General features: G+C 67.8%; 16 protein-coding genes. 7 read left to right on the top strand and 9 right to left on the bottom strand.

Annotated features, from left to right (window positions below; translation table 11 throughout):
• Window positions 1-25 precede the first annotated feature (25 nt).
• Together AMS69_RS03850 and AMS69_RS20090 are read right to left on the bottom strand one after the other, a co-directional pair.
• Window positions 26-763 (bottom strand): ribonuclease H-like domain-containing protein, encoded by a 738-nt coding sequence (locus AMS69_RS03850; protein ID WP_053966764.1) that lies wholly within the window; start codon window positions 761-763, stop codon window positions 26-28.
• Window positions 764-845: 82 nt separating this feature from the next.
• Window positions 846-1,010: a hypothetical protein gene (locus AMS69_RS20090; protein WP_155119935.1), complete on the bottom strand. Its 165-nt coding sequence runs from the start codon at window positions 1,008-1,010 to the stop codon at window positions 846-848.
• A 187-nt stretch (window positions 1,011-1,197) separates the two neighbouring features.
• Here AMS69_RS20090 and AMS69_RS03845 point away from each other — a divergent pair, with 187 nt between their 5' ends.
• Together AMS69_RS03845 and AMS69_RS03840 are read left to right on the top strand one after the other, a co-directional pair.
• On the top strand, window positions 1,198-2,283 hold the full coding sequence (locus AMS69_RS03845) for a hypothetical protein (RefSeq protein ID WP_238378341.1): 1,086 nt from the start codon (window positions 1,198-1,200) through the stop codon (window positions 2,281-2,283).
• Between the two features lie 43 nt (window positions 2,284-2,326).
• Window positions 2,327-2,701: a universal stress protein gene (locus tag AMS69_RS03840; RefSeq protein ID WP_053966762.1), complete on the top strand. Its 375-nt coding sequence runs from the start codon at window positions 2,327-2,329 to the stop codon at window positions 2,699-2,701.
• Here AMS69_RS03840 and AMS69_RS03835 read toward each other — a convergent pair.
• From AMS69_RS03835 to AMS69_RS03825, 3 genes are read right to left on the bottom strand one after another with little or no spacing between them, the layout of a single operon-like run.
• Entirely contained in the window at window positions 2,698-3,426 is a 729-nt protein-coding gene (locus AMS69_RS03835) for a ParA family protein (RefSeq protein WP_053966761.1), read from the bottom strand. The two genes, AMS69_RS03840 and AMS69_RS03835, sit on opposite strands and share 4 nt — an antisense overlap.
• Before the next feature lie 42 nt (window positions 3,427-3,468).
• Window positions 3,469-3,897: an HIT family protein gene (locus tag AMS69_RS03830; RefSeq protein WP_053966760.1), complete on the bottom strand. Its 429-nt coding sequence runs from the start codon at window positions 3,895-3,897 to the stop codon at window positions 3,469-3,471.
• A gap of 34 nt (window positions 3,898-3,931) precedes the next feature.
• A complete protein-coding gene (locus tag AMS69_RS03825; RefSeq protein ID WP_053966759.1) occupies window positions 3,932-4,555 on the bottom strand; it encodes a uracil-DNA glycosylase in 624 nt (207 codons plus the stop codon).
• An 84-nt stretch (window positions 4,556-4,639) separates the two neighbouring features.
• On the opposite strand from AMS69_RS03825, the gene AMS69_RS19550 reads away from it, so the two are divergent.
• Entirely contained in the window at window positions 4,640-4,810 is a 171-nt protein-coding gene (locus AMS69_RS19550) for a DUF4177 domain-containing protein (RefSeq protein ID WP_004517651.1), read from the top strand.
• 87 nt (window positions 4,811-4,897) lie between these two features.
• A complete protein-coding gene (gene ileS, locus AMS69_RS03820) occupies window positions 4,898-8,146 on the top strand; it encodes an isoleucine--tRNA ligase (protein ID WP_053966758.1) in 3,249 nt (1,082 codons plus the stop codon).
• A 172-nt stretch (window positions 8,147-8,318) separates the two neighbouring features.
• Here the strand turns inward: ileS and AMS69_RS03815 are convergent, their stop codons facing one another.
• The 3 genes from AMS69_RS03815 to hemL form a co-directional block, all read right to left on the bottom strand.
• Complete coding sequence (locus tag AMS69_RS03815) at window positions 8,319-9,173, bottom strand: ribose-phosphate diphosphokinase (protein ID WP_053966757.1); 855 nt, start codon at window positions 9,171-9,173, stop codon at window positions 8,319-8,321.
• A gap of 95 nt (window positions 9,174-9,268) precedes the next feature.
• The gene (locus tag AMS69_RS03810; protein ID WP_053966756.1) at window positions 9,269-10,069 is read right to left on the bottom strand and encodes an HVO_0234 family beta-propeller protein; all 801 of its coding nucleotides are present in this window, start codon (window positions 10,067-10,069) and stop codon (window positions 9,269-9,271) included.
• A 1-nt stretch (window position 10,070) separates the two neighbouring features.
• Complete coding sequence (gene hemL, locus AMS69_RS03805; RefSeq protein WP_053966755.1) at window positions 10,071-11,408, bottom strand: glutamate-1-semialdehyde 2,1-aminomutase; 1,338 nt, start codon at window positions 11,406-11,408, stop codon at window positions 10,071-10,073.
• Window positions 11,409-11,585: 177 nt separating this feature from the next.
• On the opposite strand from hemL, the gene nasA (AMS69_RS03800) reads away from it, so the two are divergent.
• A complete protein-coding gene (nasA, locus tag AMS69_RS03800; RefSeq protein WP_077067749.1) occupies window positions 11,586-13,691 on the top strand; it encodes an assimilatory nitrate reductase NasA in 2,106 nt (701 codons plus the stop codon).
• Between the two features lie 54 nt (window positions 13,692-13,745).
• Here the strand turns inward: nasA (AMS69_RS03800) and nasA (AMS69_RS03795) are convergent, their stop codons facing one another.
• Window positions 13,746-15,860, bottom strand: a complete 2,115-nt coding sequence (gene nasA / locus AMS69_RS03795; protein ID WP_077067748.1) for an assimilatory nitrate reductase NasA — start codon at window positions 15,858-15,860, stop codon at window positions 13,746-13,748.
• A 584-nt stretch (window positions 15,861-16,444) separates the two neighbouring features.
• Here nasA (AMS69_RS03795) and AMS69_RS03790 point away from each other — a divergent pair.
• On the top strand, window positions 16,445-17,767 hold the full coding sequence (locus tag AMS69_RS03790) for an MFS transporter (protein ID WP_053966753.1): 1,323 nt from the start codon (window positions 16,445-16,447) through the stop codon (window positions 17,765-17,767).
• Window positions 17,767-18,351: a molybdenum cofactor guanylyltransferase gene (locus tag AMS69_RS03785; RefSeq protein WP_053966752.1), complete on the top strand. Its 585-nt coding sequence runs from the start codon at window positions 17,767-17,769 to the stop codon at window positions 18,349-18,351. The genes AMS69_RS03790 and AMS69_RS03785 overlap by 1 nt, the downstream gene beginning before the upstream one ends.
• The last annotated feature ends 225 nt before the right edge of the window (window positions 18,352-18,576 follow it).

Raw genomic sequence — 18,576 nt, 5'->3', positions numbered from 1 at the left:
ATGGTGACGATTCACTCCCTCATCTTCAGCCGACGAAAACTTCCTCGTCGAGCCGCTCGGTCGCGGTCTCGGCCAGCGTCTTGAGATTCACCGTATCCTCGCGGTTGTACGACACCAGTGTTTCGAGTGCACCGTCGCGGCCCTGCTCGTGTTCCCGCCAGAGTCGGACTGCGTCCCGACCTGAGATATCCGGCCGGTCTCGCTCGATACCGATGTCCTGCTCGACCTGTTTGAGCCCACCGGAGAGTCCGATTTTCTTGCAGGTGTACATCAGGTCCAGATGCGGGCGGTCGAGGTCGACGTCGAAGTTCGCTTCGAGGAAGGGCACGTCGAAGCGCTTGCCGTTGAACGTCACCAGCAGGTCCGCGCCGTCGAACGCGGCCCGGAGGTTCGCCGCGGTCAGGTCGTCGCCGGCGACGAGCGTCTGTGTCTCCCCGTCCTGGTGGAGGCTCACCGTCGTCACCTGATTGCGGTCCTGGTCTAACCCGGTCGTCTCGATGTCGAAAAAGCAGGCCCGGTCGCGGAAGGTCTCGTACAACCGCCAGCGCTCGCTGTTGGGGAAAGTCTGATCGAAGTAGGTAACATCGGTTTCGGCGACCCGCTTGCGCCCCTCGTCGATGAACTGCTGGATGCGGTCGCCGCGCTGCCCGCCGACGACTGACGGTTCGAACTCGTCCCAGTGGGTGACGCCCTGCTCCCAGATGGACCGCTCGGTCTTCTCCCCGACGCCGTCGGTGCCGATGAAACTGTTCTCGACGCGCACGCTCTCGGGTACAGGGTGGGCTATATGTAAGCCCGTCGGTGACGCCGGCCCCGGCCGGTGGCCGGTATCGCGTCCGGGCGACCTACTTCCGACACATCGAGAGGATGCTGTCGTAGGCCGACTGACACTCTAGCGGTAGCACGACCGTGCTGTCGCAGTTGGAACACGCCGTCAGCGACTGTTCGAACGTCCGCTCACAGAACGGACAGACGAACAGGGACGTGCCGGCGGTCTCGGGTCTGGACATGGGTACACGCAGTGACTCGCCGGTGAATGCCTGTCCGCTACGTACATACGGCGACTGTGGTGCTGTCGCTATCTGTATAGACGGTGCGGCGGGCGAAGACGGGGCTCTCGTCGGGACCCGGCCGTCAGTTCACCGGGGACCCGTCTCGCCGCCAGTTTGATTAGATTTTCATGTGGACAGTTAACACATGGATACCGGTGACCATTCAGGCCGGCGTCCGCGCGCCGGCAGTCCACCCTTTGCCGGCCTCGCCGGCAGACTGGGCATGCGAAGCGACCGTTCGACCGAGACGCCGACGTGGGGGCCGCTCACGTGGTTCGCCGTCGCTGTCGTCGCCGTGGAACTGGTCGGGTTGCAGGGGTACCGCCTTCTCACTGGCCAGGTGCTGACGTTCGTCCAGAACCCGCTGTGGCTGCTCCGGCCGCTGGTGTTGCTCGGGGCCGCGCTCGCGACGGAGTCGCTGTACCGTCGCTACGACCGGGCGCTCGCCCGGAGCAATATCGAAGCGCGTGTCGACGACCCGTCGCAGTTCGACGGGCTGGTGCCGGACCGCCTCGTCTGGCTGCTCATCGGCCTGGGCACCGGATTCACGCTCGTCAACGCCGTCGTCATCCTCACCGTCCCACAGCTCTACGACGCCGGCGGCGCGACGCGGGTGTTTCGCTTCCTCGTCGTGACGCCGTTTGGCTACGTCCCGGTGCTTGCCGCGTTTCTCGCGACGTACGTCGCCGTCGAGGTACTGCTACCCCGACGGATTGCGGCGGCGGACGTGACACTCGACTACCTCGACCCGGAGCAACTCGGCGGGATGCGGCCGGTCGGCGAACTGGTCAAGCTGGCCTACTACTACCTGATGGTCGGGCTCGTCGCCTACGCCGTCGCGACGTACGGCCCCCACATCCTCACCGGCGCGCTCGGCTACAGCGCGCTGGACGCGCCCGGGCTGGCGGTCAACGCCGCGTTCACCGCCGTCTGGGTTCTGTCGGTCGGCATCATGGCCTACGGCATCTACGTCCTCCACCAGCACATGGCCCGACAGAAGCGCGAACTCCTCTACGACCTCGACAGGCGGGCCAGGGACCACGTCGACGCGCCGTGGGACATCCGGTCGTTCGACGCGCTCAATCCGCCCTCGGAGTACCGCCGCTACCGCAAGCAGGTCGAGTTCGTCACCGGGACCAAGGAGTACCCGGCGACGTTCACGATGTGGACCCAGCTCGTCGTCGGCGTCATGATGCCGAAGGCGCTCCAGCTACTGCTGGCGGCCGTCTGAGACGAGCGAAAGCCCGAAGCCAACCGGCCCCAGATAGTCGTTCATGACGACGTTTCTGCTCGCCACCGGGTCCGTCCACGTCACCGCGGCCGCCGCCGACTACCTCCAGGACCGGCTCGACCCCGGAGCCGACGCCGAAGTCGTCGTGGTCGCCGTCCGCGACCCCGACGCGCCGTCGCGCGATGCGGGTGACGCGGTCAACGTCGCCCGTTCGCGGCTCGCGGCGTTCGCGCCCGCGACGGAGACGCGGGAGGGAGCGCCCGTGACGGAGATACTGGCGGCCGTCGACGAGTACGACCCGGACGAACTCATCATCGGACCCCATCGCGGGACCGACGACAGCGACGGCGTCGGCTCGACAGCCGCGGAACTGCTCACCCAGGTCGACCGTCCGGTCGTCGTCGTCCCGCTCCCTTAGCGGGAGAACAGCCCGTCGTCCTCGAAGGTCAGGCCGAGGTCAACGTCGAGCAAGTCCTCGGTCATCGCGGCGACGGCCGGTGCGACCTCGGTGTCGGGGTCGGTCGCGAGCGGCCTGGGCGCGTCCGCCCCGATGTGCCCGACCGTGTGTGCCGCGTCCTCGACCGGTTCGGCGTCGTCGCCGTCCACCCGGGCCGCGACGACGGCTGTGGCCGGCGCGCCGATGTCCCGGAGCCGGCCCTGCTGTCGCGGAAGCAGGTCGCTCCCGCGCTGGCTTGCCGGTACCACGAGCACCCGCCGCTGTGCGGTCGTGGCAGCAGCGACGGCCTGATTCGATGCAATCGGCGGCACGTCCAGCAGCACGTGGTCGAACCGGCCGGCCAACTCCTCGATTGCCCGTTCGAGCGTCTGTGCGCTCTCGGCCGACTTCGCCCGAGCGAGGCGCTCGAACGGCGCGTGGGCCGGACAGAGCGCGACTCGCCCGTCAGCGTCGATATCCCACTCAACCAGCGCGTCATCGACCGACGCGTCGCCGACCGCCACCGCGGTCACGTCGGCGTCGATTCGCCCGCCGACGTAGGTAGCCAGCCCCTGTGTCCCGAAGGCCGCGTCGACGACGGCGACGGACCGTCCACTCCGGGCCAGCGTCGCCGCTGTCTCGACTGTCAACCTGGTCGTTCCAGCCCCACCGGTGCACCCGACGAACGCGAGCGTCGAAACCCCCATGCGTCGCTGTTGGCGTATCTTTCGATAAAAGGATACGGAATTTTAGTCCCGCTCGGCGACGATGTCCGATTCGATGGCGTCCAGTTCGTCGTCGGAGAGGTCCGGCCGGTCGGTGACCAGCGCGTGAATCGGGCGGCCGCCATCGTCCTCGAACCGCGGGACGATGTGGCCGTGGACGTGGGGGACCTCTTGGCCGGCCGCCTCGCCGTTGTTGAACGCGACCGTGCTGGCGGGGGCGTCGACGACCGCCTCGACCGCGGGGACGAGGTCGTGCAGGGTCGACATGACCGCCCCCGCTACGTCGTCGGGCGTGTCGTTCAGCCGCTCGTGGTGGGCCTTCGGGATGACGAGCGTGTGGCCCGGCGAGAGGGGGTTGGCGTCCAGAAACGCCAGCACGGTGTCGTCCTCGTAGACGGTGCGGCTGGGGATGTCGCCGGCGACAATCTGACAGAAGATGCAGTCCTCGCTCATGGTCGCCCCTGCGTCCGGCGGTCACAAGAAGGTTCTAGGTGTCGGCGACGCCGGCCACCGTCTCGGCGATGGCGTCGACGTACGCCCCGCGGTCGTAGCCGAGCCGCGAGAGCCACACTTCCTGGTACGAGGGGTGGAGCAGCGGGACAACGGGCACGCCCAGCGCCTCGCTCCGGCGGGGGTCGAGCACGCTGTCGAGGAAGCCATCGAGGGCGGCGTCGTCCAGCGCCAGCACCGTCTTCGTCGCGTGCTTGCCGGTCGTCACGACGGCCGCCGGCTCGACCGCTTCGACCTCCTCGACGAGGTACGGCCGGCAGTTCGAAAGCTCCGCGTCGGTCGGGTCGCGGTTCCCCGGCGGGTGACACTTCACGGCGTTCGTGAAGTAGCAGGCGTCGTGGCCGTAGCCGGCGTCGGCGAGCACCGCCCTGACCGTCCGGCCGGAGCGCCGCGAGGTGTAGGCCATCCCGGTCAGGTTGCCGCCCCGCCACTGCTCGGCCTCGGGGTCGCCCTCGGCCGGGGCCTCGCCGACGACCACGAGGTCGGCGTCCAGCGGGCCGTTGCCCCACGAGATGCAGGTCCGGCTCTCGGCGAGGCCGGGACAGCGCCGGCACTCGTCGGCGAGAGCGTTGCGCCGCTCGTCGTCGGGAAACGCGGGCACACGCGAGGGCACGGCCGTCGGCGGCAAAGCCGTGGCGGTCGCTACCACAAGAGGTTTGCCGCTGGTCGCCGCCACAGTGCGTGTATGCCCTCCTACGAGTACAAGACCCTCGACGTCGACACCGGGATGTTCGGAAGCAGTAGTGTCCCTACCGAGAAGTTGAACGAACTCGGCGCTGACGGCTGGGAAGTCGTCGCACCGATAACCGAAAACAGCGGGCAGACGGCCGGGCTGCTCCTCCAGCGCGAGCGCTAACCGGCGTCGGGAGGCCGCCAACTGTGGTGTCTGAACGATAGGCACACAATCGATTGTCCTTTATTGCCGGCGGCGGATGGAACGGGTATGGAACGTTTCGCCGCTGTCGACGACCAGTACGACCCCGACGCCGTCGAGGACGGCGTCTTCGAGTACTGGGACGACGTCGACGCCTACGAGCAGACGAAGGCCCACCGGGCCGACGGCGAGGACTACTTCTTCGTCGACGGGCCGCCATACACCTCCGGCGCGGCCCACATGGGGACGACGTGGAACAAGACCCTGAAGGACTGCTACATCCGCTACCTGCGGATGCAGGGCTACGACGTCACCGACCGGCCGGGCTACGATATGCACGGGCTCCCAATCGAGACGAAAGTCGAGGAGCGCCTGGACTTCGAGAACAAGAAGGACATCGAGCGCTTCGGCGAGGAGAACTTCATCGAGGAGTGCAAGGACTTCGCCGAGGAGCAACTCGAAGGCCTCCAGAGCGACTTCCAGGACTTCGGCGTCTGGATGGACTGGGACGACCCGTACAAGACGGTCAACCCAGAGTACATGGAGGCCGCCTGGTGGGGCTTCCAGCAGGCCCACGAGCGCGGCCTCGTCGAGCAGGGCCAGCGCTCCATCAACCAGTGCCCCCGCTGTGAGACCGGCATCGCCAACAACGAGGTCGAGTACCACGACGTGGGCAAGCCCTCCATCTACGTGAAATTCGAACTCGCCGACCGCGAGGGCAGTCTGGTCATCTGGACGACGACGCCCTGGACCATCGTCGCCAACACCTTCGTCGCGGTCGACGGCGACCTCGACTACGTGGGCGTCGACGCCACGAAAGACGGCGAGACAGAACGCCTCTACGTCGCCGAGGCCTGCGTCGAGGACGTGCTGAAGGCCGGCCGCTACGACGACTACGAGGTCGTCGAGGAACTGACCGGCGAGGGGATGGTCGGCTGGGAGTACGACCACCCGCTGGCCGAGGAAGTGCCGGACCACGCCCAGGGCGAGGGCTCGGGGCAGGTGTACACCGCCGACTACGTTGAGGCCGACCGCACCGGGCTGGTCCACTCTGCGCCCGGCCACGGTGAGGAGGACTTCGAGCGCGGGCAGGAACTCGGCCTCGAAATCTTCTGTCCGGTCGGCTCCGACGGCGTCTACACCGACGCCGCCGGCAAGTACGAGGGCACCTTCGTCCGCGACGCCAACGACGACGTCATCGCCGACCTCGACGACAACGGACACCTCCTCTCCAGCGAGGAGGGCCACACCGTCCGCGAGGGGCAGTGCTGGCGCTGTGACACCGACATCGTCCGCATCGTCACCGACCAGTGGTTCATCACGGTCACCGACATCAAGGACGAACTGCTCGAAAACATCGAGGACAGCGAGTGGTACCCCCAGTGGGCGCGGGACAACCGCTTCCGCGACTTCGTCGAGGACGCGCCGGACTGGAACGTCTCCCGGCAGCGCTACTGGGGCATCCCCATCCCCATCTGGCTGCCCGAAGACTGGTCGGGGTCGATGGACGACGCCATCGTCGTCGGCGACCGTGAGGAACTCGCCGAGCGCGTCGACCAGGACATCGACCCCGAGTCGGTCGACCTCCACAAGGGTACGGTCGACGACCTCACCATCACCGAGGACGGCACGACCTACACCCGCGTCGGCGACGTCTTCGACGTGTGGCTCGACTCCTCCGTGGCCACGTGGGGGACCGTCGACTACCCCGAACAGACCGAGGACTTCGAGGAGCTGTGGCCCGCCGACCTCATCATGGAGGCCCACGACCAGACCCGCGGCTGGTTCTGGTCCCAGCTGGGCATGAGCACCGCCGCGACGGGCGAGATTCCGTACAAACAGGTGCTGATGCACGGCTACGCCAACATGCCCGACGGCCGCGGGATGTCCAAATCGAAGGGTATCCTGGTCGACCCCCACGAGGTCATCGAGAAACACGGCCGCGACCCGATGCGGCTGTTCCTGCTGTCGGTGACCGCCCAGGGCGAGGACATGAACTTCTCCTGGGAGGAGACCGCCGAGATGCAGCGCCGGCTGAACATCCTCTGGAACGTCGCGCGCTTCCCGCTGCCGTACATGCGGGCCGACGACTTCGAGCCCGGCGATCCGACGCAGTCGGATCGAGGCGAAGGCGGCGAAGCCGCCGAAGCGACCACCGTCGAGGACGTGCGGGACGACCTCGAACTCGTCGACGAGTGGGTCCTCTCCCGACTCCAGAGCGTCGAGGCGGCGATGACCGAGTCGATGGACGACTTCGAGAACGACAAGGCGGTCGACGAACTCCTGGAGTTCGTCGTCGAAGACGTCTCGCGGTTCTACATCCAGGTCGTCCGCGAACGGATGTGGGAAGAAGAGGACAGCGCCTCCAAGCAGGCCGCCTACGCCACCCTCTATCGCGTGCTTGAGGAGGTCGCTGCCCTGTTCGCGCCGTTCACGCCCTTCGTCGCCGAGGAGATTTACGAGGCGCTCACCGGCGACGCCGGCCACCCGACGGTCCACATGTGCGACTGGCCTGAGGCCGACGACGACCTGCACGACCCCGCCCTCGAACGCGAAATCGAGGTCGTCCGCGAGGTCGAGGAAGCGGGGTCGAACGCCCGCCAGCAGGCCGAGCGCAAGCTCCGCTGGCCCGTCACCCGCGTCGTCGTCGACGTGGACAGCGACGACGTGGCTGACGCCGTCCGCGCCCAGGAGGCCATCATCGCCGACCGCCTGAACGCCCGCGCGGTCGAAGTCGTCGGCGCTGACGACGAGTGGGGCGAACTCGCCTACTCCGCCGAGGCCGACATGAGCGAACTCGGCCCGGCCTTCGGCGACGATGCCGGCCGCGTGATGAACGCGCTCAACGAGTCCCGCGTCGCAGAGCAGTCCCTCGATACCCTCGAAGGCACGGTCTCGGACGCGCTCGGTGAGGACATCGATCTCACCGAGGAGATGGTCGAATTCCGCCGCGAGACGCCCGACGGCGTCACCGGCACGGAGTTCACTGCCCTCGACGGCGGCGGCGTCGTCTACGTCGACACTGCGCTCACTGAGGATATTGAGAGCGAGGGGTACGCCCGCGAGGTCATCCGCCGAATTCAGGAGATGCGCAAGGACCTCGAACTGGACATCGAGGAACGGATTGTCGTTGACCTCGCAATCGACGACGAGCGCGTGGACTCGCTGGTCCGCGAACACGAATCCCTGATCAAAGAGGAGGTCCGCGCGGACGAGCTAGACAGCGTCGAAGATGGCCACCGCAAAACGTGGGATGTCGAGGGCGTGGAGATGGAGATCGCGATTGCTCCCGTTGCGGCCGTGGAAGCATCTGATTAGAACAGCACGCGACCGGAGGGAGCGTGCTGCTTTTTCACCCACGTTTTTCAAGGAGCGGTTCGCGAGTATCGCGAGCGAACCCGACGCTGAAAAAGGTGGATGCGGGATCGCGATTGCTCCGGTCGCGGCTGCGGAAGCGTCGGAGTGACGTCCCCGCTCAAACAAGGCGTGACTACAACTGGTCTGCGACGACCGGCGCGGCGCTGACCTCGCTGACGGCGCGTTCGAGCGTGTCCGTGCCGTAGACGGCCTCGACGCCGGCGGTGTTGAGCTTTGTCAGGGCATTGCTGGCGAGCATCGGGTGGACGCAGGTGACGAACACCCGTTGTGCGTCGCGGTCGCCGAGGACGCTGACCGACTCACTCATCGTCGACCCGGTGGCGATGATGTCGTCGACAAGCACCACGTCCCGGCCCTCGACCGGCGCGTCGCTGGGTCGGATTTCGATGTCGCCGGTGTCGTAGTCGCGGTCCTTCTCGAAGAAGTCCGTTTCACCCTCGCCGTAGGCGTCCCGGACTGTCCTCGCAAGGTCGATTGCGCCTTCGTCGGGCGAGAGGAAGAGCGGGTCTTCGAGGGTGTCCGGCAGCGGGTCCGCGAGGACGCTCGCGGCGTCGACGTGGGTGGCCGGCACGTCGAAGAAGTCACAGACGGCCGGCTCGTGGGGGTTCACCGTCACCACGCGGTCCGTCCCGGTCGAGATAGCGTGGGCCATCGCCCGCGAGGAAACCGGCTCGCCGGGCTTGAACGCCTCGTCCTGCCGGGCGTAGCCCATGTACGGGATCACAGTGACGACCTCGCTGGCTCCGCTCTCGCGGGCCGCGTCCTGCAACTGGAGTACCTGTACGTGGGCGTCGCTGTCGACGGTCGAGGCAACGACGACGGCTCGTTCGCCCGAGACCGCCTCGGGCACGCGGACGACGTGCTCGCCGTCGGGGAACCGCTCGTACTCGACCCGTCCCAGCTGCTCGCCGGTCGCCTCGGCGAGAGTCGCCGCGAACGCCTGCGTATCAGCTCCGGGGATAATCATGTGCGGTGGGTGGCTGCCCGGGCTAAACCCTGTTTCGGTTCTGTAAGCGGGTGTGGCGCGTGAGACAGGCACGCGGCCGATTACTGCTGTCGGGGTCAGGCCACGGCGACGCCGACGACATCGGGGACGCCCAGCGAGCGCTGTCGCCAGCCGCCCTGTCCGTCGGCGGTCGCCTCGGCCGCGGTCGCAACGAGGAAGGTGCCGTTCTCGGTGATGGCGTAGGTGTCGTCGCCGTGAACCACGTCGACCACGCGCTCGGTCGCCGGCAACGCACATGGCTCCCAGCCGCCGGCTGTCAGTTCGTACAGTCCATCCGCCGCGGCGGCGTGGACGCGCTCGCCGTCGGCGGCGACGGCCCGGTGACTCCCCGAGCGAACCTCGGTCCAGTCGTCGCCGTTCCGGCGGTACAGCCCGCTCTCGGTCGCGGCGTAGTCGCCGGCCACGTCGGCCACGTCTATCAGGCCGAGTCGGTCGAGCGACGGCAGGGCGTACACGCCATCGGCCGCGGCGATGCGGTCGCCATCGATGGCGCGAACGTCGTCGACGGTTCCGAGTTCGGCCCAGTCGCCGTCAGCGTAGCGGGCGACGCGGCCCTCGCCGGCCGCCAGCAGGCCCGCGCCGTCGTAGCCGACAGCGGTGGCCGGGCCGAACCCGGTCGGGACGAAGCCGTCGTCGGTCAACACGAGCACGTCCTCGTCGGTAGCGACCGCGACTTCGCCGCTTCCGCCGGCCACGTCGCGGGCGTTGCATCGCTCGCTCAGGCTGAACCGGCCGATCTGGCCGCCGGCCGTTTCGACGCGGGTGACGCCCAGCCCCGACGCGACGTACGCGTGGGTCTCCGGGCGCTTCTCGCCGTACATCCGCTTTTCCGAGAGTGCGATGTCGTCGTCGCTCACTTCATATCGCCTCTTTGTACGCTTCGAGCGCATTCTCTATGTCTTCACCTGTGTGGGCATCACAGATGAACTGTGACTCGAACTGGTTCGCCGTGAGGAACACGCCCTGTTCCTTCATCGCGGGCCAGAACAGCCGCTCCCACCGCTCGGTCTCGGCCTGTGTCACGTCGTGGCCGGTCTTCGGACAGTAATCAAAGCGGGGACACGACTCCTGCTGTTGGCAGCCGGCCTCGCAGTGCCCCTCGAAGGAGTCCGGCCCGTCCCGGGTGAAGATGACCTTGAACATCGAGTCGCGGCCGACGACGGTGTACTCGGGGGCCTGGTCTTCGAGGATGTCCTGTAGGCCCGCCCGGAGGCGCTCGCCGAGGTCGTTGACGTGGTCGTATACGTCGTGTTCAGCCGCATACCGAAGCGTCTCCAGCCCGGCGGCCATCGTGACCGGGTGGCCCGAGAACGTGCCCGACTGGAACACGTCGCCGGCGGGCGTGAACTGCTCGATGATTTCGCTCTTGCCGCCGATTGCGCCCACTGGGAAGCCCCCGCCGACTATCTTCCCGAAGGTGGTGATGTCGGGGTCGATGTCGAACGCGCCCTGGGCACACTGGAGGCCGCCGACGCGGAAGCCGGTGATGACTTCGTCGAAGACCAGCAGTGAGCCGTGGTCGTCACACAGTTCCCGCAGCGTCTCGTGGTAGCCCTCGACCGGGTGGACGATGCCGTAGTTCCCGAGGATCGGTTCCGTGAGGACCGCGGCGATGTCGTCGCCGTGTTCCTCGAACACCTCGCGGGCGGCGTCCTCGTCGTTGAACGGGACCGTCAGCGTGTGTTCGGCGAAGCTCTCGGGGATGCCGGGGCTGGAGGGTGTGGTGTGGTCGCCCTCGCCCTCGACCAGCGTCGACTCCTGTGCGCCGTGGTAGCCGCTCTGCATCACCACTATCTTGTCCCGCCCGGTGTAGCCACGAGCCAGTCGGACCGCCGAGACGGTCGCCTCGGTCCCGCTGTTGACGAACCGCAGCATCTCGACGCTGGGGACGTGCCGGGTGACGAACTCGGCCAGTTCGACCTCGACCTCGGTGGGGGCGCCGTACATCGGCCCCTCGGCGGCGTGTTGCTGGATGGCCGACTGGACCTGTTCGGGCAGGCTGTGGCCCAGTAGTAGCGGCCCGTAGCCCATGACGAAATCGATGTAGCGGTTGCCGTCGGCGTCGATGACATGCCCGCCGTCCCCCTTCTCGACGAAGAACGGGTAGGGCCGCGTCGCTCGCACGGAGGAGTTGACGCCGCCCGACAGCACCGACAGGGCGCGGTCGTACAGCGCTCGTGACTGCTCGTGGTTCATACGCGGCCGTTTGACCGCTGTCAGAAAGAAACTGTTGTTACCCGGCGGTGCTACCGATCTAGTGGACGGATGTCACATACTCTCGGGTGAAATAAGTATTTCGTAAAGAGTCACTGTTATACGGTGTGTATTCATCTATGTACGTACGACAATGGCATCCGAACGTACTGTAATCTTATGCCAAACTGGACGAATGGGCGTCGTCACGGCGCGTGGACGGCTGTGAGCGACTGGGTCCCGACGACGTGTATGCGGTGTGCCGTCGGCTGTGGACACATGCACCAGGGGGCTGACGAGGGGTACGGCATCGACGCCGCCCGCGGCGATGCCGCCCATCCGGTCAGTCAGGGACTGGCATGCGCTCGCGGGCTCCGGGAGAGCAAGGCCCCCGACGGGGAGTGGCTCACGCGGCCGATGGTCCGCAGCGGTGGTGAACTCCGCCAGACCCAGTGGGACGTGGCGCTGGCCCGTGCCGTCGAGGGACTGCAGGCCGTCCACGAACGGGACCCCGACTCCGTTGCCGTGCTGGGCAGCGGCCAGCAGACAAACGAGGCGGCCTACGCGCTGGGGAAGGTCGCCCGTGGCGGCTTCGGCACGCGCAACTACGACGCCAACACGACCCTGTGCATGGCAAGCGCCGTCACCGCCTACTACCAGGCCTTCGGCAGTGACGCGCCGCCGTGTACCTACGCCGATATCAGCGACGCCGACCGTCACGTCGTCTGGGGGGCGAACCCGGCGGTCGCCCACCCCGTGATGTTCCGCTGGATTCAGCAGGCCGCCGACGAGGAGGACGTGGAGATCGTCGTCGTCGACCCCGTCCGCTCGGAGACCGCGGAGAACGCCGAACACCACGTCGCGCCCGCCCCCGGGAAGGACCTCGCGCTGGCCCGGGCCGTCCTCGCCCGCATCGTCGAGACGGGGCGGGTCGACCGCGAGTTCGTCGACGCGGCGACGGAGGGCTTCGAGGACCTGCTCGCGGCTCTGCCCGACGCCACGGACGCGGCCGCCGAGGCCGGCGTCGAGATGGCCGAGGTGGACCTGCTGGCCGACGTGCTCGACCAGCGGGCGCTGGTCTACTGGGGCATGGGCATCAATCAGCACGTTCAGGGGACTGAGACCGCCCGGGCGCTCATCGACCTGACGCTGGCGACGGGGAACCTCCGGCCCGGCGGCGGCCCGTTCTCGCTGACCGGTCAGGCCAACTCGATGGGGACCCGCATCTGCTCCTCGAAGGGGTCCTGGCCCGGCCAGCGCGCCTTCGAGGACCCGGACCACCGCCGCCTCGTCGCCGACCACTGGGACGTGCCCGTCGACCGTCTGCCCGACGACACCGGCCCCGGTCCGGTCGGGATGCTCGAAGATGGTCCCGAGGCTGTCTGGGCTGTCGCCACGAACCCCGTCGCCGGGATGCCCGAGGCCGAGAGCGTCCGCGAGACGCTCGAAGACGCCTTCGTCGTCGTGCAGGACGCCTTCCACACCGAAACGACGGAGATCGCCGACGTGGTGTTGCCGGCGGCGACCTGGGGCGAGAGCGACGGGACGACCACGAACATGGAGCGGACCATCTCCCGGGTCCGGTCGGCGACCGACGTGCCGAGCGGCGTCAGGCAGGACATCGACATCATCGCTACCATCGGCTCGCGGCTGTTCCCCGGCCTGTTCGAGAGCACGTCGCCGGACCCGTCCGACGTCTTCGACGAGTTCACCGCCCTCACGGAGGGGACGGTCGCCGACTGCTCGGGCATCACCTACGAGCGCCTCGACGAGAACCACGCCGTCAGGTGGCCCGCTCCCGACGCCGACAGCGCCGGCGGCTACCGCTACTACGACGACGAATCGTGGTCGTTCCCGACCCCCTCCGGCCGGGCGCAGTTCTCGACGGGCCGCCAGGGGTCGCTTCCGGAACCGACCGACGACGACTACCCGCTGACCCTGACCACCGCCCGCGAGGCCGACGGGTACAACACCGGCGTCCGGTCCCGCGGCGGCGAGGCCGGGCCGCTGGTGGCCCGCATCCACCCCAAGACGGTCGAGGAACACAGCGGGCTCGTCACCGACGGGACGCTGACCGTCGAGACCCGCCGCGGCTCCGCGACGGTCGTCATCGACCGGGACGAGGGCGTCCCCTGCGGGATGGTGTGGCTCCCGATTCACCACCCGGCGACGAACCGGCTGACGCTCTCTGACCGTGACCCTCAGTCCGACGAGCCGAACTTCAAACAGTGTGCCGCCCGCCTCGTCGCCGCCGAGGCCGAACTGCCGCCCGCCACGGCCGACTGACGGGGCTTGCCGTCACCGAGAACGTATCCGCCGGCTCGCCGACCTCGACGCGTCTCAGTCGCCCCCGAGCGTCCCGCTCCGCGGGAGCCCGTTTCGGGTCACCGTCGAGGAGGTGTCGGGCGTCGCCAGACGGACGGCGCACTGCTTGTAGTTGGGTTCGTTCGAATCGGGGTCGACGGCCGGGAGCGTCAGCTCGTTGACCGCGGTGTTGTGGATGTCCATCCAGATGGTCCCCTGCGGGACGGCGTCGTCCGGCGCGAGGTCGACGGTGACGCTGCCTCGCCGCGACTCGACGACGGTCCGGCCGCGGTCGAACAGCTGGACGTACTGGCCGGCCGTCTCGGGGTGGATGCGGGCCGTCGGGACGCCGTCGTCCGCGCCCTCCGTCCTGGCGTCCGTGTTGTACGCCCCGGGCCGCCGCCCGGTCGTCAGCGTCAGCGGATAGGTCGCGTCCGTCGGCTCTGGGAGCCCCTGGTACGTCGCGGTCGTGAACTGTGCCCGGCCGGTGTCGGTCGGGAACGACCACGTCTTGTCGTCGGCGTCGGGCTCGTAGTACCGATACCCACCTTCGCTGTCGGCGTCTGGCGCGGGCCACCGGACGGCCAGTTCCCTGTCGAGGCGGTCGTACGTGATACCCGAGCAGTCGGCCGGGGTGCCCTCGGTCAGCGCCGCGAACTCCTCGAAGACGGTCTCCGGGTCGACCGGCGGGCCGTCGAAGAGCGTCTCGTCGATGCGGTTGCCGATGGCGGCGATGATATCGAGGTCCCGCCACACGGTGTCGACCGTGTCGGTCACGGCCGTGACCTTCGAGACGCGCCGCTCCATGTTCATCGTCGTGCCCTCGCTCTCGCCCCAGGTCGCCGCCGGCAACACCACGTCGGCGTACTCGACGGTCTCCGACCGGAACGCGTCCTGGACGACGAGGAAGACGTCGTCCAGCGACCGCCTGACGTTCGTGGCGTCGGGCATCCCGACGACGGGGTTCGTCGCGACCGTCCAGACGGCGTCGATGTGGCCGCGGTTGATCTCGTCGACGATGCCGACCGGCCCCGGCCCGGGCGAGTCGGGGAGCCGGCCCAGCGGTACGTCCCAGTGGTCGGCGACCGCCGCCCGGTGGTCGTCGTCGTCGAACGGCCGGTGACCGGGCCACGTCTCCTTCGAGGAGACGACGCGCGCACCCATCGAGTTGGCCTGGCCGGTCAGCGAGAACGGGCCGCTGCCGGGTCCCATGTTCCCCGAGGCCAGGCACAGGTTGATGAGCGACCGCGCGGCGTCGGTGCCGTTCGTGCTCTGGTTGACGCCCATCCCCCAGTAGACGAGCGTCCGGTCCTCGAAGGCGTCGGCCAGCGCGTCGACGGCCTCGACGGAGACGCCGGCGGTGTCCGCGGCGCGCTCGACCGCCGGGAGCGACTCGACGAGTTCGTCGTAGCCGTCGGTGTGGTCCTCGACGAACTCGCGGTCGACCCGGTCGGTCTCGACCAGCCGCGCGAGGACCGCGCGCGCCAGTTCCACGTCCGTCCCGGCCTCGAGCCGGACGTACTGGTCGGCGTCGGCGGCGGTCTCGCTCCGCACCGGGTCGACGACGACGAGGCGGCTGTCCGGCTCGCTCGCGCTGTCGATGAGCCAGCGATAGAGGACGGGGTGTGCCGCGGCCGGGTTCGCCCCCCAGACGACGTGGGTTTCGGCCATCGGGATGTCGTCGTAGGTACACGGCGGCGCGTCGCTGCCGAAGGCGTCGTAGTACGCTTTCACAGCCGAGGACATACACAGCGTCGTGTTGGCGTCGAAGTGTTCGGTCCCGATGCCGGCGCGGGCGAGTTTCCCCAGCGCGTAGGCGGCCTCGTTCGTCTGCTGGCCGCTTCCCAGGACGGCGATTCTGTTCGGGTCCTCCGCAATCGTCTGGATGAACTCGGAGGCGACGATGCCCAGCGCCGTCGACCAGGAGGCGGGTTTGAGCGTGTCCCCGCGACGGACCAGCGGCTCCGTGAGCCACTCGCCGTCCGGGTTCTGCGTCTCTCTGATGCCCCGCTCGCAGGCGAGCCCCTCCGAGACGGGGTGGTTCCGGTTCCCGCGAACCGTGTCGATACCGTACCCCTCGTCGACGCCGAGCTGTTGCTGGCCACAGCCGACGGCACAGCGCATGCAGGTGGTTGGCTTCCAGTAGCTCATCTCGTGGGACGGTTCGCCGTCGGTTCGTCGCACTGTGCCCGCGTGTCGACGCCGCCGCGGCCGGCCGAGCGGCGTCGGACGGGACAGCGCGCGTGCGAATCGGTCCGTCGTTCGTCTCTCATTGTAACGTTATACGGGTCCGTACTCGATGTTCGTACACGACTTGGCCCTATATATTTGGGATATTCGTACGAGTAGCCGAATAACGCTTTCGTTGAAAGAAAATATCGACACAGTTACTACACGCGGTCCCCGCTGTCCGAATCCTGCGTCGACGCTGTCCGTCCGGACGCCCGTGTGGGTCCGGGGGCGTTCGATTGACGATTCCACACCTACTTCCGCGACTTCGTTGACGTTCGTAAGAATCGCTCGCCGGACCGGACCAGAAACGGCGGCATTGTCGGGATGTCTGAATCGAGACGATATATTCCGTTTTTGTAAACGAACACCGTTATAATCCTCTGTTCGATAGCATATATTGATACAATGTGTTCGAACGTGGTAGAAATTTGGGGTAAAGATAACAAACTTCAACGAAAGTTCGCTTCGGTTGGTCGTTCGACGGCGGTCCCGGAGGTGTCGCTATGGGTCTGATTCGGATGACGAAACACCGGACGTTGCTGCTGGCGACGATTGGCTTCAACTTCTCGTTTCTCATCTGGTTCTCGTTCGCGCCGTTTACGGGGCCAATCGCCGACGAGTTCGGCCTCACGACGGCCGAAATCGGCATCCTCGCCAGCTCGGCCATCTGGATGGCTCCATTCGGCCGGATGGTGACCGGCTGGCTCTCCGACAAGTTCGGCGCGCCGGCCATCTTCGCCATCGTGTTGGCCTACGTCGGCGTGTTCTCGATGGCGAGTGCGTTCGTCCAGGACTACTCCCTGTTTTTCGTGACGCGGCTCATCGTCGCGACGGCCGGCATCACGTTCGTCATCGGCATCCAGCACGTCGCTGAGTGGTTCGAAGAGGAGAACCTCGGCCTGGCCGAGGGCATCTACGCCGGCGTCGGGAACGCCGGCGCGGCGGGCGGGGCGCTCGTCCTCCCGCGCGTGTTCAACACCGGGTGGAGCGGGCCGCTGTTTAGCACCAACTGGCGGGCCGCCTTCTTCTACACCGGCGTCGTCTCTATCGGCCTCGCCGTGGCGTACTACACGCTCGGCGAGGCGGCAAAGAGCGAGGAGAAGCGCCAGGCGACGAAGGACAACGCGAGCTTCAAGGACTGGGTCCACACGGCGACCCGCTACGGGACCGTCGTCCTCGCGCTGGCGTACGTGATGTCCTTCGGCCTCGAACTCTCGATGAACGGCTGGCTCGCCACCTACTACCGCGAGGCGTTCAACCAGGACAACCTCGTCGTCGCGAGCACGTTCGCCGCGACGTTCTCCGTCGCCGCCGGCCTCCTGCGTCCCATCGGCGGCTACCTCAGCGACGTGCTCGCGCGGAAGGAGAAGGACATCCTGCCGTTCTTCAAAGGCCACTACCGCGAGCAGTGGACGTTCGTCACGCTGTGTTTCATCGTCGTGACGATGTTTGCGATGACGCTCGCGGGGCTCTCGGGCGTGCTGATGAACGCCGTCGTCATCGGCTTCCTCGTCGGCACGGCCTGTGCCTTCGCCGAGGGCTCCATCTTCGCGATGGTCCCCTCGATGTTCCCCAACAGCTCCGGCGCGGTCGCGGGCGTCGTCGGCGGCGTCGGCACCGTCGGCGGCATCGTCTACCCGCTCGTCTACTCCGCCCCGTGGCTGGCGAACCTCCACCTCGGCTACTCCATCGTCGCGGCCTCGATGATTCCCATCGTGTTGCTCGCCGCGTGGGTGTTCCAGCCGGAAATCGCACGCGTCGCCAACACCGCCGGCTTCGTCGGCGAGTCGGGCGGGACGGAGACGGTTCCGTCCGGGGACGACTGATGCGCTCGGCCGTGGTCCTCGCCGGCGGGCGCGCCACCCGCTTTGGCGACGCGGACGAGGCGACAGCCGACCTCGACGGCGAACCGGTGATTCGCCGCGTCGTGACCGGGCTCGGTGACGCCGTCGACGAAGTGGTCGTCAACTGCCGCGACGACCGGCGGGCCGACGTCGAGGCGGCGCTCTCGGGGCTCGACGTCCGGTTCGCGTTCGACCCGGTTCCCGACGGCGGCCCGGTCGCCGGCATCCGGACCGGCTGTCGGGTCGCGCGGGGCGACTGGACGTTCGTCACGCCCTGTGACCGACCGTTCGTCCCCGCCGTGCTCCCCGAGCGGCTGTTCGAGGCGGCCGAAGGCGACGGCGCGGTGCCGCTTGTCAGCGGGCGAGCCCGCCCGCTATCGGCCGTCTACGGCACGACGGCGGCCGTCGAGGCCTGCGAGACGACCATCGGACTCGGCTCGCCGGCCGTCTCGGACTTCCTCGCGCGGCTCTCGCCGGTCACCGTTTCGGACCCGGTTCCCGAACACGCGTCCGACGAGTTCGACGCCACGGCCGCGCTTTGCACCTCCCGGGACCAGTCCGCGTAACCGACCGAGGCGGCCCTCTCGCCGCCCGTTTCCCCGCCTTCCCGTCCTCTCTAGCGACTGTGTCACCGCCACCGTTCACTTCTGGACACTCGTCCGCCCGAGCGGACCTGACCGTCCGTTCGTCAAACGGCCCGCCTTATCACCGCCGTCTCGGGTCGCTTCTTGACGGGCGTGTGCTAACGCTGCGTCTATGTCGATTTTGTTAACGAATAGGGTTTTAACACT

The sequence above is a fragment of the Haloarcula rubripromontorii genome, from assembly GCF_001280425.1.
GTDB classification, from domain to species: Archaea; Halobacteriota; Halobacteria; order Halobacteriales; family Haloarculaceae; genus Haloarcula; species Haloarcula rubripromontorii.
The sequence above is the reverse complement of the archived record's forward strand: the minus strand, read 5'-3'. Positions and strand labels throughout refer to the sequence as shown.

Bases quoted from the DNA above. Each gene is read 5' to 3' on its own strand.
- AMS69_RS03840 (WP_053966762.1), top strand. From the start codon at position 2,327: ATGACGACGTTTCTGCTCGCCACCGGGTCCGTCCACGTCACCGCGGCC.
- nasA (WP_077067748.1), bottom strand. From the start codon at position 15,860: ATGAGCTACTGGAAGCCAACCACCTGCATGCGCTGTGCCGTCGGCTGT.
- AMS69_RS03835 (WP_053966761.1), bottom strand. From the start codon at position 3,426: ATGGGGGTTTCGACGCTCGCGTTCGTCGGGTGCACCGGTGGGGCTGGA.
- ileS (WP_053966758.1), top strand. From the start codon at position 4,898: ATGGAACGTTTCGCCGCTGTCGACGACCAGTACGACCCCGACGCCGTC.
- AMS69_RS03790 (WP_053966753.1), top strand. From the start codon at position 16,445: ATGGGTCTGATTCGGATGACGAAACACCGGACGTTGCTGCTGGCGACG.
- AMS69_RS20090 (WP_155119935.1), bottom strand. From the start codon at position 1,010: ATGTCCAGACCCGAGACCGCCGGCACGTCCCTGTTCGTCTGTCCGTTC.
- AMS69_RS03815 (WP_053966757.1), bottom strand. From the start codon at position 9,173: ATGATTATCCCCGGAGCTGATACGCAGGCGTTCGCGGCGACTCTCGCC.
- AMS69_RS03785 (WP_053966752.1), top strand. From the start codon at position 17,767: ATGCGCTCGGCCGTGGTCCTCGCCGGCGGGCGCGCCACCCGCTTTGGC.
- hemL (WP_053966755.1), bottom strand. From the start codon at position 11,408: ATGAACCACGAGCAGTCACGAGCGCTGTACGACCGCGCCCTGTCGGTG.
- nasA (WP_077067749.1), top strand. From the start codon at position 11,586: ATGCCAAACTGGACGAATGGGCGTCGTCACGGCGCGTGGACGGCTGTG.
- AMS69_RS03830 (WP_053966760.1), bottom strand. From the start codon at position 3,897: ATGAGCGAGGACTGCATCTTCTGTCAGATTGTCGCCGGCGACATCCCC.
- AMS69_RS19550 (WP_004517651.1), top strand. From the start codon at position 4,640: ATGCCCTCCTACGAGTACAAGACCCTCGACGTCGACACCGGGATGTTC.
- AMS69_RS03845 (WP_238378341.1), top strand. From the start codon at position 1,198: ATGGATACCGGTGACCATTCAGGCCGGCGTCCGCGCGCCGGCAGTCCA.